This is a genomic window from Paenibacillus sp. FSL H8-0079, from assembly GCF_037991315.1.
Lineage (GTDB): Bacteria > Bacillota > Bacilli > Paenibacillales > Paenibacillaceae > Paenibacillus.
This window is the reverse complement of sequence record NZ_CP150300.1, coordinates 3,205,783-3,220,133: the sequence shown is the minus strand read 5'-3', so window position 1 is coordinate 3,220,133 and position 14,351 is coordinate 3,205,783. Positions and strand designations below refer to the sequence as shown.

14 protein-coding genes are annotated in these 14,351 nt (G+C 43.5%); 5 read left to right on the top strand and 9 right to left on the bottom strand.

What is annotated here, in order from left to right:
- Positions 1-146: 146 nt before the first annotated feature.
- Complete coding sequence (gene helD, locus MHI06_RS14405; RefSeq protein ID WP_340401939.1) at positions 147-2,567, bottom strand: RNA polymerase recycling motor HelD; 2,421 nt, start codon at positions 2,565-2,567, stop codon at positions 147-149.
- A gap of 418 nt (positions 2,568-2,985) precedes the next feature.
- Between helD and MHI06_RS14400 the strand changes: the two genes are divergently transcribed.
- The 3 genes from MHI06_RS14400 (at position 2,986) to MHI06_RS14390 (ending at position 5,490) form a co-directional block, all read left to right on the top strand.
- Positions 2,986-3,252 (top strand): helix-turn-helix domain-containing protein, encoded by a 267-nt coding sequence (locus tag MHI06_RS14400; protein ID WP_181151155.1) that lies wholly within the window; start codon positions 2,986-2,988, stop codon positions 3,250-3,252.
- 146 nt (positions 3,253-3,398) lie between these two features.
- Positions 3,399-4,277 carry an NmrA family NAD(P)-binding protein gene (locus MHI06_RS14395; RefSeq protein WP_340401938.1) on the top strand — a complete coding sequence of 293 codons (879 nt, stop codon included), beginning with the start codon at positions 3,399-3,401 and terminating at the stop codon, positions 4,275-4,277.
- Between the two features lie 232 nt (positions 4,278-4,509).
- The gene (locus MHI06_RS14390; protein WP_340401937.1) at positions 4,510-5,490 is read left to right on the top strand and encodes an aldo/keto reductase; all 981 of its coding nucleotides are present in this window, start codon (positions 4,510-4,512) and stop codon (positions 5,488-5,490) included.
- A gap of 75 nt (positions 5,491-5,565) precedes the next feature.
- Here the strand turns inward: MHI06_RS14390 and MHI06_RS14385 are convergent, their stop codons facing one another.
- From MHI06_RS14385 to MHI06_RS14375, 3 genes are all read right to left on the bottom strand, one after another.
- Positions 5,566-5,937 (bottom strand): iron chaperone, encoded by a 372-nt coding sequence (locus tag MHI06_RS14385; RefSeq protein ID WP_264926087.1) that lies wholly within the window; start codon positions 5,935-5,937, stop codon positions 5,566-5,568.
- Between the two features lie 125 nt (positions 5,938-6,062).
- Positions 6,063-6,536: an HIT family protein gene (locus tag MHI06_RS14380; RefSeq protein ID WP_340401936.1), complete on the bottom strand. Its 474-nt coding sequence runs from the start codon at positions 6,534-6,536 to the stop codon at positions 6,063-6,065.
- Positions 6,537-6,712: 176 nt separating this feature from the next.
- Positions 6,713-7,753, bottom strand: a complete 1,041-nt coding sequence (locus MHI06_RS14375; protein WP_340401935.1) for an NAD(P)-dependent alcohol dehydrogenase — start codon at positions 7,751-7,753, stop codon at positions 6,713-6,715.
- A gap of 191 nt (positions 7,754-7,944) precedes the next feature.
- Between MHI06_RS14375 and MHI06_RS14370 the strand changes: the two genes are divergently transcribed.
- Entirely contained in the window at positions 7,945-8,358 is a 414-nt protein-coding gene (locus MHI06_RS14370; RefSeq protein WP_062834354.1) for a MerR family transcriptional regulator, read from the top strand.
- Between the two features lie 91 nt (positions 8,359-8,449).
- Here the strand turns inward: MHI06_RS14370 and MHI06_RS14365 are convergent, their stop codons facing one another.
- Positions 8,450-9,028 carry a TetR/AcrR family transcriptional regulator gene (locus MHI06_RS14365; protein WP_340401934.1) on the bottom strand — a complete coding sequence of 193 codons (579 nt, stop codon included), beginning with the start codon at positions 9,026-9,028 and terminating at the stop codon, positions 8,450-8,452.
- Between the two features lie 290 nt (positions 9,029-9,318).
- Between MHI06_RS14365 and MHI06_RS14360 the strand changes: the two genes are divergently transcribed.
- Positions 9,319-10,242 (top strand): AraC family transcriptional regulator, encoded by a 924-nt coding sequence (locus tag MHI06_RS14360; protein ID WP_340401933.1) that lies wholly within the window; start codon positions 9,319-9,321, stop codon positions 10,240-10,242.
- 140 nt (positions 10,243-10,382) lie between these two features.
- Here MHI06_RS14360 and MHI06_RS14355 read toward each other — a convergent pair whose 3' ends face one another.
- The 4 genes from MHI06_RS14355 to MHI06_RS14340 all read right to left on the bottom strand — a co-directional run bounded on the left by MHI06_RS14355 (position 10,383) and on the right by MHI06_RS14340 (position 14,329).
- Positions 10,383-11,405 (bottom strand): NADH:flavin oxidoreductase/NADH oxidase, encoded by a 1,023-nt coding sequence (locus tag MHI06_RS14355; protein WP_340401932.1) that lies wholly within the window; start codon positions 11,403-11,405, stop codon positions 10,383-10,385.
- Positions 11,406-11,906: 501 nt separating this feature from the next.
- Positions 11,907-12,551: an SDR family oxidoreductase gene (locus MHI06_RS14350; RefSeq protein WP_340401931.1), complete on the bottom strand. Its 645-nt coding sequence runs from the start codon at positions 12,549-12,551 to the stop codon at positions 11,907-11,909.
- 137 nt (positions 12,552-12,688) lie between these two features.
- Positions 12,689-13,114 carry a MarR family transcriptional regulator gene (locus tag MHI06_RS14345; protein ID WP_340401930.1) on the bottom strand — a complete coding sequence of 142 codons (426 nt, stop codon included), beginning with the start codon at positions 13,112-13,114 and terminating at the stop codon, positions 12,689-12,691.
- Between the two features lie 186 nt (positions 13,115-13,300).
- Positions 13,301-14,329 carry an ABC transporter substrate-binding protein gene (locus tag MHI06_RS14340; protein WP_340401929.1) on the bottom strand — a complete coding sequence of 343 codons (1,029 nt, stop codon included), beginning with the start codon at positions 14,327-14,329 and terminating at the stop codon, positions 13,301-13,303.
- Between the last annotated feature and the right edge of the window lie 22 nt (positions 14,330-14,351).

Genomic DNA, 14,351 nt, shown 5'->3' with positions numbered 1-14,351 from the left:
TTAGAGGAATCCGAGGGAATTCTTAAGCACTTTATAAATGCTTAAAGATAGACTTAAAGACCCACCTTAATCGGCGGGTCTTTTTCATTCTCATTTCTTTCTCTGTTCTACAATAAAATTCTACAACAACGTCTAACGCTTCACGATTACTCGTGTTCATATGTGTCATACAGATTCGCAGGCAACGCCTGCACATAAGGCGACCACTCGCTAGTGGTATATAGATGAAGTCGGTGCATGGCCCGTGTGCATGCCGTATACAGAAGCTTGCGATCATATTCCTGGCTGTAAGCTTCTGGTGATGCATCATAGACCAGGACAGCATCGAACTCAACGCCTTTGGCGAGGTACACAGGAATAACCATGATTCCTTTTTCAAAAATCTGTGTGTCCTTTGTTATGAGCTGTAGCCCTTCGCCACCTTGACTTCGTAACCTTTCATAGGCGTCACGGCTTTCAGCCGCGGTCTTCGTAATCACAGCGATAGAATCGAACCCCTCAGCCTTGAGCGAGGCGATGTCTGCGAGAATCTGCGAACCACGCATCTTATCGTCCTTCAGTCTTGTTAAAAGAGGCTTCTGATCTCCCCTTTCAAATGGCCTGATCTCTTCTCCCCCTGGTAGCATGCATCTCGTGAATTCAACGATCTCTCTGGTTGAACGATAACTGCGTACCAGGCGTATTAATGTAGTTTCGGCTTCTCCATAAAGGTTAACCAGAGGCGAGTTGGATGCTGCTAAATCCGTAGCCTGCATAAAGATCGCTTGCCCGAAATCCCCCAGCACTGTCATGCGGGCACGAGGAAACAGTTTCTTGAGATATTCATATTGAAACGCCGAATAATCCTGGCCTTCATCCACGAAGACATAACGAATCTCCGTGTTCGTCCGCACGCCTTCGATCATCTCTTTTACATATAAATAAGGAGTAGCATCCTCATGAAACAGCTTGTTCTGAAGGATCATTGCCTTGGTCTGTTTACAAATCTCAGGCCAATGCTGTGGTGGGATTGACCCATTCGTACGTTCCCGAAAAGCGGCTTCATCTGCAAATAATTGTTCATATATGCCTTTCACATCCACGAACTGAAATTTACGCACACTCTTTCTTAACGGTTTGAACATGCCTTTCACCAGTTTCTGACGAAGAAGTTCCTCTTCCCGCTCTGCAAAGTCAAAGGCACCCTCATCTTGCCCTGCCCTGTTATTCCCGTTCTCACGAGCTGCATATTTTTCCGCCACATCGAATACCGCCTTTTCCTTGTGCAGCATGCCGAAAGCTTCCACATACTCATCTGTGTCCAGATAATTTAACTCCTCTTGAACCCAGTCTGCTTCCCGCTCCAGACGTTCCAGCCTCACGAGTTCTCTAAGCAACCATTCCTGCAGAAGAAGAATACGGTTGGACAATGTAAGATTTTGATCCAAACTGTAAAACTGGGTCTTGATTCGGTCCGCAGTGATGAATTCACGTCCCCGAAATTGAATGCCGTTGAACCGCATGCCCTCCCGCCCCAGCCACGTGCCGTAGTTTTGGAGCACCTGCAGGAATGACTCAGAGGCTTTGTACTTGATCGCCTCCTGACGAGCTTCATAATCCGGATCTTCTTGGGCTGTCAGCACATATTCAATCTGATCAAAGGCATCCTCTGGTCGTAAGGTAGAATCCAACCAATAGTTCAGATATTCCTGAAAAGTCGTCTGCTGCATGTTCTCTTCACCAAGTTCCGGAAGTACGGTCGAGATGTAACTGGTAAACATCGGATTCGGCGAGAAAAGCACAATCTGATCTGCTTTGACGGTCTGGCGGTGTTTGTACAGTAAGTAGGCGACTCGCTGTAACGCAGCCGATGTCTTGCCACTGCCAGCTGCCCCCTGAACAATAAGCATTCGGCTTCGGTCATCACGGATAATCGCATTTTGTTCCTTTTGGATGGTTGCTACAATGCTCTTCATTTGTGAGTCTGCACCCTTGGCGAGCACTTGCTGCAACAATTCGTCACCAATCGTCTCATTTGCATCAAACATGCTAAGAAGCTGCCCGTTATGAATCTGGAATTGACGCTTGAGCTCCATCTTGCCCTCGATTCGTCCTGAAGGTGTGTCATAACCTGCTGGCCCGGGAGAATGATCATAGTACAGACTCGCAATTGGTGTTCTCCAGTCATAGATTAGAAAGTTCAATCCATCCTCATCCATGAAAGATGATACGCCAATGTAGATCTGTTCAGTAAATGTCATGCCTTTTTCCCTATAGTCAAAACGACCAAAATACGGCGTTGGAAGCAGTCTCTTTGTATTTTTCCATTGTTGTGTTAACAGCTTGTGCCCGCGCTCCCTCTCGGCCAACACTCTGGATTGCTGATTAATGGTATAGAATGCATCTTCAAAATCCGTGTACGAACCCGTGTTAATCGTCACTTCTTCCCAGAACCGTTTACGAATTTCGGCGGCCTGTTCATGCAGTCCGGCAACCTTTGGCTCCAGCTCGTCGAGTCGTGCCTGAAGTTTGTTCCTCACCTGCACCAGTCTTTCCTCTTCCAACTTCCATTCGTTTGTTTTAACCATGAATAAGTCCACTCCCTTTTCCATTTATTAGGACCCAAAAAAGAGCATTGACAAATCGGAATATCGGATGTAAAATTAAATTAGGAGAAATAATGATTCATCCTTTATATTTAATCGAAACGTCAATTGCGCTATAGATTATATCATGGCTTTTTTTCACGTTCAATGTTTTTTTTCTCTGTCTGAGTTGAACAATAATTTATATTATATAAGGTGTCCCTCGAGCTACACTGGGGGCATCTTTTTTTGTGTCCTAAGCATGTTTCATACCCTGAATGCGCTGTAAGCTATACACCCCTTTATAAATTCGATAAAATGAACGAAACATGAAACATGAGTTGATGCTTGCTAGGAGGGATACATAACCGTGAATATAGAACCTGTGGAGGACCGCTGTCCGGTTGAATTTGCAGTAAATATGATTGGTGGAAAATGGAAGCTATTAATTATAAACCGACTCATCCGCCATTCAACAATTCGATTCAATGAATTGCAGAAAATGCTTGACCCCATTACGCATCGCACGTTAACCAGGCAATTACGAGAACTTGAAGAAGCTGGTTTGATAAACCGTGTTACCCACCCTGTAGTTCCGCCTAAAGTCGAATATTCCCTTACAGAAAAAGGACAAAGCCTGACTTCGATCTTGTTTCAGCTAGGTGATTGGGGATCGAAACATATGTAAAACGCCTTCCCATAGTATCTCAAGGGATACTTTATATCATTAATGTGCGTACTTACGCTCCTATTCTTAATCCGTTATGCTGAGGTCAATGCTGAGTGTTAACTCATCCATTCCAATCACATATTGAAAGGAAGTTATTGACCACTATGACACAGAATGATCGGTTTTTAGTATATGGAGCATCGGGCTCCCAAGGCGGCGCTGTCGCTCAATTACTCGTTCAACACGGTTGTGAGGTTCGAACGATTACTCGAAATGAGGCAACAGCCAAAACACTAAAGGAACAAAACATTGAAGCTTTCATCGGGGATCTATCAGATGTGGAACAGCTCCATACGGCGCATGAAGGTGTAAGTAAAGTATTCCTGAACCTGCCGGTGGAGTTCAATTCGGATAAGATCAGACAATATACCAAAAATGCAATTGATGCTGCTATACAGGCAAACGTTAAATTAATTGTAGTTAACACGGGTACCTATGTTCCTGACCCTATCACCCATTCCAAAGGAATTGAATTGAAACGTGAAGTTATCCATGAATTGCAGCAAAGTGGTCTTCCATATATCATTGTGGAACCCATTGTATACTTGGAAAACTTCCTGATTCCCGGAATACTGAACAATGGCGTTTTGGCCTACCCGGTACCAGCAGACAAGCCGATCTCCTGGATTAGCTTAAACGATGCAGCTCAATTCCACTATTATGCCTTGACTCATTCGGAATTGGCAGGAAGCATTATCCCAGCACCCGGATTAGAAGCTCTGACAGGTGCACAATTAGCGGAACAATTCAGTGCTGTATTAGGTGAAAAAATCAGCTTCATGTCTCTACCTTTTGATCATTTTGAAGCAGCGATTCAGCCTTTGTTGGGAAGTGAGACAGCAGCAGGTCTTAAAGGATTGTACCAATGGATTGATGGGCATACAGATCTTCTTCCACGGTATGAAGAGTTGGATCATAACATCAAAGCCAATCTTAAATTAACCAAAATAAGCGATTGGATTCATCAAACAATGATTAAATAATATTTTATGAACAAGCCATTTGAATCTCCATTGGAGAAACGAGTGGCTTGTTCCTTTTAATATGAGAACCTCAATGGATTCAACTGATTCAGATTCAGAGATTGTGATAGGATTAGGCAAAACTTTGATAGAAATGTGGTACAGGTTAGTTGATACGTTATGACATAATAATGTGTAAATAGGTCACCCTACAGGTGGCAATAATAAACATTAGAAAGGATTTGAATATGATATGGAATATACAAAACTTGGTAATACAGGCTTGGATGTATCTCGATTTTGCCTGGGATGTATGGGATTTGGGGACGCCAGTAAATGGGTTCATGAATGGGTACTGAATGAAGAAGACTCTCGCCCCGTTATCAAAAAAGCGCTGGATTTAGGCATTAATTTCTTCGATACAGCTAATGTATACTCTCTGGGTACAAGTGAGGAATACCTTGGTCGGGCATTAAAGGATTATGCCAATCGTGATGAGGTTGTCATTGCAACCAAAATACACGGACGAATGCATCAAGGCCCCAACGGCTCTGGACTTTCCAGAAAAGCCATCCTGAGTGAGATTGATAAAAGCCTAAAACGATTGGAAACAGATTATGTCGATCTGTATATCATCCATCGTTGGGACTACAATACGCCTATTGAAGAAACCATGGAAGCCTTACATGATGTGGTGAAGTCCGGTAAAGTGAGATATATTGGCGCTTCGGCCATGTTTGCATGGCAGTTCCAAAAAGCATTGCATGTAGCAGAGAAAAATGGTTGGACCAAGTTTGTCTCCATGCAAAACCACTTGAATCTCATATACCGTGAAGAGGAACGAGAAATGCTGCCTTTATGCAAGGAAGAAAAGATTGGTGTGACTCCCTACAGTCCTCTTGCTTCAGGCAGGTTAACCCGTGACTGGTCCGTATCAACACTGCGATCCGAGACAGACCAAATTCAGAAATCCAAATACAATGCGACAAGCGATGCGGATCGACTTGTTGTTGAGCGAGTTGCATCCATCGCAGAAAAATACGGTGTCCCTCGTACACACATTGCACTTGCTTGGTTACTGCAAAAAGACACTGTAGCGTCTCCCATAATCGGTGCCACCAAATTATCACATCTGGAAGATGCAGTAGGTGCTCTTTCCGTTAAGTTGACCTCAGAAGACGTAACATTCCTTGAAGAGCCTTATGTACCTCACCCCGTAGTAGGTGCTCAATAATCGCTGAGCTGAAAGTACAAAAGACCTCCTCTTTCCGCATCCGGAAGTTGGGGGTCTTCTTTTTTTCATCGCGATTTATTTGCGCCAGAACGTTGAACACTCTGCCTTATCTGCTATATTGAACTCAATCATTCTCTCTAGCAACGAAAAATCAATCTCCTGTTTCCACTTCATCCGCACCAACTCTTTGGTGTGATCATAGCCCGCCTGCGTGATCTCTTCTGAAAAACGAATAATTCCTGCCTTCTCGGGAGCAACAGCCAAGTGTTGCTTGGATACACTAAAGCCAATAATAAAGGTCTCATGGTCGGTAAACATCGGCTGATTCCAAGCTATTTTTTGCTTTAAATTCGGGAATTTTTCAGTGATCCAGTTCAAGACTTCTTCCGTTCGTGCCTGGTGTTCCGGGTTATCGATGCGTGCTATAAATTCTGCAAAGGTCTCCATTAGTTCCCCCTATAACATGAAATATACTACTTATTTTGCCCAATTCAATCTCATTCTATCATGAATATCAAATTCATAAACCTCTAATCTGCCCGATAATTCAACGAAAAGGCAGGCTGAATACCTTAAATGTTTTCCTTTATCCAAGAACGCAACTTATCCGCATAGAGCGAGCGTTCATCTGGATCGGACTGGGAACCATTTGTCAGATAAAGTTGATCGTTCACGTATCTGGGGTAAACATGCAGATGATAATGCCACACGTCTTGATTACCAGCAGGTTCATTATGTTGCCGCGTCGAAATCCCATCGCATCCATATGTACTTTTCATTGCAAATGCTGTGAGCTGAGCCGCGCGGTGAATTTCAACAGCGTACTCCGCTGGGAGTTCAAAGATGTTCTCGAAATGTTGATTAGGAATTATAAGAACATGTCCTTTATTGTTTGGCCACCATTTGCCCGCTATAAATGCGGTTACGTTTTCATTCTGATAGATGATATCCCTTTGTTTTGTTCCCTCATCAGGTCGCTCGATACCCCAAATCCGACAAAATGGACATTCGTACCCTTCAGGCTGATGTGAAAATGATGCTGTCATCTTTTTCACTCCACTCCTTTCATATTTTTCCAACTAGTTATTAGACGCAAGTATCTTCTGTTCGTTGCGATAAGAAGTTGGGTCGTAGAACCTCTTCAATTACAAACAGAAAAGCAGCTGACCTTGGCGGCAGCTGCTTTCTTCTATCTATAACTATCAATAATCACACTTCACAATTACATTGTGCTGTTATCGATAACAAAGCGATATTTTACGTCGGAAGCCAATACACGTTTGTAAGCTTCGTCAATCTGGTCAGCGGAGATAACCTCAATGTTAGGCGCAATATCATGTTCTGCACAGAAATCGAGCATTTCCTGCGTCTCACGGATGCCACCAATCATGGAACCTGCGAATGAACGGCGATGGCCGATAAGAGAAAATACGTTTACGGCTAGTGGCTCAGCAGGAGCACCCACGTTCACGAGTGTACCATCAAGTGTGAGCAGTGAGAAATAAGCGTTAATATCAATATTCGCACTTACTGTGTTGATCATCAGATCAAATGTGCCTGCAAGTTTCTCGAATGTTTCCGGTTCGCTTGTGGCAAAGTAGTGATCTGCACCAAATTGCAGTCCATCTTCTTTTTTGCTCAAGGATTGGGAGAGAACCGTTACTTCCGCACCCATCGCATGTGCGATTTTGACAGCCATATGACCTAGACCACCCATACCTACAACGGCAACCTTCTTACCTGGGCCAGCTCCCCAGTGATGAAGTGGTGAATACGTCGTAATACCGGCACACAGCAAAGGTGCAGCAGCATCAAGTGCAATGTTATCAGGGATGCGAACGACGAAATCCTCTACGACAACAATATGAGTTGAATATCCACCTTGCGTATGCTCACCGTATTTGTCTACTCCAGCGTAAGTTTGAATATTTCCTTTGAGACAGTATTGCTCTTCACCTTTGCGGCAGTTAACACATTCACCACAAGAGTCCACCATACATCCGACCCCTACTCGGTCACCGACCTTATATTTGGAGACTCCAGTTCCTACATCGGTTACAATCCCGGCAATCTCGTGTCCAGGAACGAGTGGATAATTCACAGGGCCCCATTCACCGTGGGCAGTATGGATGTCAGAATGGCAGATACCCGCATATTTAATCTCGATTAATACATCATTGGTATCCAGATCACGTCGTTTAATTTCAGCACTTCTGAATTGTTGGTCTGGTCCGTCAACGGCTCTGGCTTTAGCTATAATCAATGGGATAACCTCCTAGTAATTTAAAGTTCAAAATAATCTTACCCCCTCTAGTTAACTCTAGGTCAAATGTTTATCTTATTTTTTTATCTTCGATGACTTTGACATACAGTTATACAGCATGGTAGAATTCACTCGGATCAATCCTAGAGTTAACTCGAAGTCTACCCCCAGTAGAAAGGAATTCATTGTACATGACCTATTCAATCGGTGAAGTTGCTAAAAAATTAGACCTTACGGTATATACATTGCGTTACTACGACAAGGAAGGACTCATGCCTTTTGTAGAACGAACCACAAGCGGAACACGCTTGTTCAAAGACTCCGACATTGACTTTTTGAAGATCATTCAATGTCTGAAACTGACCGGGATGCCCATCAAAGACATTAAGGACTTCATTGAATGGTGTTCTGAAGGGGACTCCACGCTGAAGCAAAGATATGACATGTTTACGGAGCGAAAAGCTATTGTGGAAGCACAAATGGAGGAACTACGAAGAACCATGGAAGTCATTGAGCACAAATGCTCTTACTACGAAACTGCTTTGGAAGCCGGAACCGAAGAGATTCACAAAATTAAACCGATTGAAAATGCCATCACCAATTGATGGCTTATGATTTTTATGAAATTAAGACAAAAAAAGTAGCTTGAAGTCCGCTAACGGATTTCAAGCTACTTTTTTGGTACGTCTCTGCTCATCATTTCTCCAAAAGTTTTATCGATACATTGATAATTCGATTTAATTTTTCTTTACCCATTGAAGTTCTGGCCATGGCTCTTATACCGACAGAAGTATTATGCAGGTACTCTGCCATTTCCTTCGCATCATGATCAGAGGAGAACTCTCCATCCCGCTGTCCCCATTCAATAATCTGCTCAAACATCTGTTCTGCTTCATTAAATGAATCAAGAGATCGGTTATCCACGTCCTGGTCACGTGCGCCCAGCTCCACCGCAGAGTTCACGATCAAGCAACCCGATGGCGTATCTTCTGCTTCACTGATCATAATTCCAAAAATTTTATGCAGTGCTTCCACTGCCGTCTTGGACGCTTTGATTTCTGCGAGTAATGTGGCGTTGATCTTGCCATTATACCGATCCATAGCCTGCAAAAACAGCGTATGCTTATCATCGAACGTATCATATATACTTCTGCGATGAATTCCCATATGCTCAACCAGGTCACTCATCGACGTCTTCTCGTAGCCTTGTTCCCAGAAGATCTTCATTGCTTTATCCAATACTTCGTTCACTTCAAACTCTTTACTTCTAGCCATTCGACTTCCCTCCCAAAATCAATCTAACACATCGGGAACGATCAGTAAATAAAATGTGCAGCAGCTCCCTTGGGTGCTCGTCAGATCATGTATTAGCTGCTCCTTAAATGTATATCTTCTGTACTTGTAGTATATCATGACCTGTGTACTTGTGAATATGCAGCCAGCAATCAGCATGTCTTATCCATTCACATCAAATGTTTGCCTATTTCTATCCGTATTCTACCGCATTAGGTCAATATACGATAGAATGTGATTTATAATGTTGTGTCGAAAAAGGAGAACTACGTATGTCTGATCGAATACACGAACATCAAGATGAATTAGCCAGACGCATTGACCGTTATTCCGACAAGGACGGGGTGCACCCGACTGCGATCCCCTCATTATTTCTAATCCGTGAATCGGTCGTTACTGAACCATTATTTAGAGTAAATGAACCATCCTTCTGCATTATCGTTCAGGGCCAGAAAGAGGTCCTGCTGGGACAGGATCGTTTCCGATATGGCCCAGGAAGTTATATCGTGGCAACCGTTGACTTGCCGGTTAGTGGACAAGTGATTCAAGCCACGTCTGAGGCTCCCTATCTGGCCCTGAAACTTGAATTCACATCTAGTGAGATTCTGGAGGTATTGAATCATTCTGATTTCCCAGCAAGACCGCGGAAAACGACGAGACGTGCGATGTTTGTCAGCCAAGCTGAGCCTTCTCTGCTTGATGCGGTCGTCAGGTTAGCCCGTTTGTTGGAAGAACATTCAGAAGATATTCCACTACTCGCTCCTTTGTTCAAAAAAGAAATTCTCTATAAAGTTCTGAAGGGCCCCCATGGAATTGCCCTGGAGCAAGCTACCATTGAGGGCAGCCACACCTATCGAATTAGAGACGTTATTGAATATATTGTGAATCACTCTGATCAAAATTTTCGGATTGAGGATCTGGCGGATTTGGCGAATATGAGTACTGCCTCGCTGCACAGACACTTTAAAGAAGTGACTGCCATGAGTCCGATTCAGTTTCAAAAACAACTGAGGCTGCAAGAAGCTCGGCGCTTGTTATTATCCAAGTCCACCGATGCAGCAGATGTCGCATTTCAGGTAGGTTATGAGAGCCCTTCCCAATTCAGTCGTGAGTATTCTCGCATGTTCGGATTTCCGCCTAGAGAAGATATCAAACGCTTAAGAGGCAGAGCCGATGAACCGACTACCATCTCTTGACTGGTTACTGGCTAATATCGTTCCTTTAGTTCGGCTAGTTTAACCCAAAAAAGGACTCCTTCTGTTTTGACAGTCGGAGTCCTTTCTTATTCATGTATTAATGAAGATCGTTAAATCATTAACATAAAATTGTTAATACATTAAAAACCAGTCGTATATTGTTTTGGAACGTCCGTTGCCTTACGCAAAGCAGACGCAGCTTCCAAGGCCCAGTAAGGATTTCTTAACAGACCTCTTCCGACTGCAACGAGATCGGCTTCTTCATTTCCGATGACTGCATTCGCCAACGTAGGATCATCCAGTCTTCCAACCGCAATCACGGGCACATCAAGAGCCTCTTTGATTGCTTTAGCGAGAGGCACTTGATATGCCGCGTGAGTTCCTGGTCTGCCCCATGCAGCAATAGGTCCCTCGCCACCAGATGAGATGTCAAATACATCAACGCCTGCCTCTTTATATGCTTTGGCAAACTCGGAACTTTCGTTAATGCCATAGCCACCTTCTACATATTCTTTAGCTGAAATACGCATCATCAAGGGCATATCTTCGGGCATCTCTGCCTTAGCAGCCTGAATAATCTGACGACCAAATAATGTTAAATCTTGACCGTATTCGTCTTCGCGCTTATTCGTTAGTGGAGAATGGAATTGATGAATTAAGTAACCATGTGCACCATGAATCTCAATCGCATCAAATCCCGCTTTTACAGCACGAGCTATAGCACTCCGGAATTTTTCAACCATTCCTTTAACCTCATCCGTAGTGAGCGCTCTAGGTTGCTTGGAATTCTCATCAAAGGCAATCGCGGACGGAGCTACTGGTACTTCGGCATCTTCTGCTTTACGGCCTGCATGAGCAATCTGGATACCGACCTTGGCACCATAACTGTGACATGCATCGACGATCCGTTTCAGAGCTGGGATCTGTTCATCCGACCATAGTCCAAGATCAAAGTCTGAAATACGGCCATCCGGCTCCACATCTGTCATTTCAATGATAATGAGACCTGTTCCTCCCACAGCGCGACTAACGTAGTGCATATAGTGCCAATCTGTTGCTATACCATCTTTTTGCTCAACTGAATATTGACACATTGGAGCCATTACCACCCGGTTTTTAAGCTCTAAACCTTTAAAAGAATATGGACTAAACAAATCTGTCATCAAAATAAACTCCCCTTTTCATCAAGTAAAATATTACAATGCATGCGCAAGCATCAAAGTTTCGATAATTAATATTTCCTATATTTCATGAAATCACATCAACCTTGTACTTCATCACATAAAGACATTTAAACCCACGCTTTCGCAATATACGTGCAGCCTTTTTGGATTGGAGTATACCAGGAGACATAATAATAACGTTATCTTCTCGTAGAAGGTATTTTTCCCATGTGAAAGCAAGACGTCCCAGTGAGATGTTAATGGTATCCGGAGTAGGATCAGCCCAATAATCTGTTGCATCTCGGATATCGATCACCTTATATTGCCGATACGCACTCTGTTGTCTGAGAAATTCTTGATATTCTATATGTTTAAGATTAGGCAGCGGCCAAAATGAACGAACAGCGATGAAAAAAACTAATATGAAGGACAACAACATGAATCCCATCATTTATAGTCCTCTCTTAACTCTACTGATATCGTAGAATCTTTCATTCTGGATCAGATTCTACTCAGTGCCTCAGGTATTGCAATCTCACCAGCAATTAGATCAAATGAACGATTATAGGTATTCTTCTCACTCAAACTCGCCATAATCACTTGAGCTACGTCTTCACGAGCAATGTTACCGGATGTGATATTCTCAGCAGCAGATATCTTTCCGGTTCCTGGTTCATTCTTTAAAATACCTGGACGTATAATTGTATAGGTTAATCCGCTAAGTTCCAACACTTTGTCAGCATAGTGCTTCGCTGCATAGTACGGCAGGATATTATCATGCCAGTTTGCACGGTTATTGGCCTGAATTGCACTGACCATGATAAATCGATCAATACCTGCTTTTTGAGCCGCTTCAATCGTTTTCCCGGCACCATCCAGATCGATCAGGAGTGTTTTGTCATGCCCCGTTGTACCGCCAGATCCGGCTGCAAATACGATTGCATCACTACCCATTGCAGCATCCGCAATCGAGTCAACCGTACCTTCCAAGTCGGCAAGCACCGTTTCCACACCCTGTGTTGCCAATTGGTCTGCCTGTTCTTGTTTTCGTACCATGGCAAGAACGGTGTGCTCTTCACTATTCTTCAAAAGCTGGATAAGCTGTTGACCAATTTGTCCATTAGATCCCACGACGAACACCTTCATATTCAATGCCTCCTTATAAATGAATCACCGCATCTTCATTAAAAGCATGCGCATGCATTTAATTTAACGGATATATTAAAGAGTGTCAAGTCTTCCTATAGGGTAAATTAATACATTACCCTATATTCACCCTAGCCTTAGAACAATTCTTTCGTGAGGTTCTCTAATCGAGTCTCAAATCCATCCTGTTCCAATTCGGTGTGCAAGACCTGATTAAATGTTTGGAGTGCTTTCTTGTATTTATTCTCCCCAAGCTCCGTAATACGAGTGTAAATGCCACGCCGATCATCTTCACATGTATGTCTTTCCAGAGCTCCACAGTCTTTGGCTTCCATCCTTACGACAAGCCTGGATGTAGCACTTTGGCTCAACCCCACCAGTTCTTGTAGTTGCTGTAGGCGTAATTCCTTACCCTCGGCATTAAATATAAAGTTTAAAACATAAAATTCCTTCAAAGATAAGTTATATTCTTGAAGCAGGGCTTGTTCCAACTTCTCGTTCAGATGGGTATGAATGTTAGACAAAGACAACCATACATTCAAACGTTCACTTTTTTGTTGCAATCTAGATCACCCCACTTGATATTAAATGTATTTCTACCGTTATCTTATTGTATCAAGCTTAATTAAATTGGTCAAAATCCATACATAATCGACTATATAAAATAACTCGCTCATAAAAAAGAGCATTTCCCCGTCTTGGAACGACGCTTGGAAATGCTCCAGTACTACCATTTATACAATTCTATCTTATTTCGCCGAAAGCAGGCTATCGGAAATAAACTGCAACTGACCTTCCAACGTTAACGGATCATTGTACGAATCTGAAGTCGGGTCAAGCTGGAACACATGATTTGCCTTCACCGCAGGCAAGTTCTTCCATAATGTATTATCATACACGATCTTGGGATCGGTTGTATCTCCCGACCACGGGCTGGTGAAGATGATATCACCCGAATACTCAGGTAATAGTTCCATGGAGATCGAAGCCCACCCAGTACCGCTGTCAATTGCTTCAGCTTGGGCTTTGGCTGGTGCCTTGAGACCAAACTCTCCGTAAATAATCTCACCGCCTCGACCATAGTTATGACCGAATACAAATAATCCTTTGGCGTACGGATTCAGGATGGAAACCGTACGATCACCTACAGCTTCCTGAACCTGAGGCTTCAGTTCATTGATCTTCGCTTGCCATTTAGCATTCCAAGCTTTAGCTGCGTCTTCTCTATTGGTGAGCTTACCCATCTCGAGCATGAGATCCTTGAAATCGCGCTTACCAAATGTAATCTGTACGACAGGTGCAATCTGCTCCAGTTTATCGATGCCCTCTGTGCCAGTATACACGATAAAGAGATCCGGTTTTAAGCTGATTAGCTTCTCCGGGGTAGGCTCTTCGCCCAGATCGCTGGTGCCCGCCGCTGCAAGTTGGTCCTTGATATACTTGTTGTTCATCGCTCCGGATAAAGCGCCGATTACCGGTGCATCCAGGGCAACAAAGTACCCCGTCGAGAACGACGTCAAATCAATGATTCGTTTAGGATTTTTGGGTACCTGTACTTCTCCCGCATCCGATTGATATGTAACGAGTTCCTCTTCGCCAGTTGCCGCTTCATCAGTGGAAGAAGCTGAATCCGAGTCCGTCTTGATTTCTGTCTCTGCAGCTGCATTCGTATTGTCCCCGGCTGTACTATTCGTCGTGGTAGCCTGACCACATGCACTAAGTACAAGCAACAATATGAGTGCCATCATGATCCATATTGGTTTTCTCTGTTTATGCAAAATAAACCCACCTCTTCGTTGA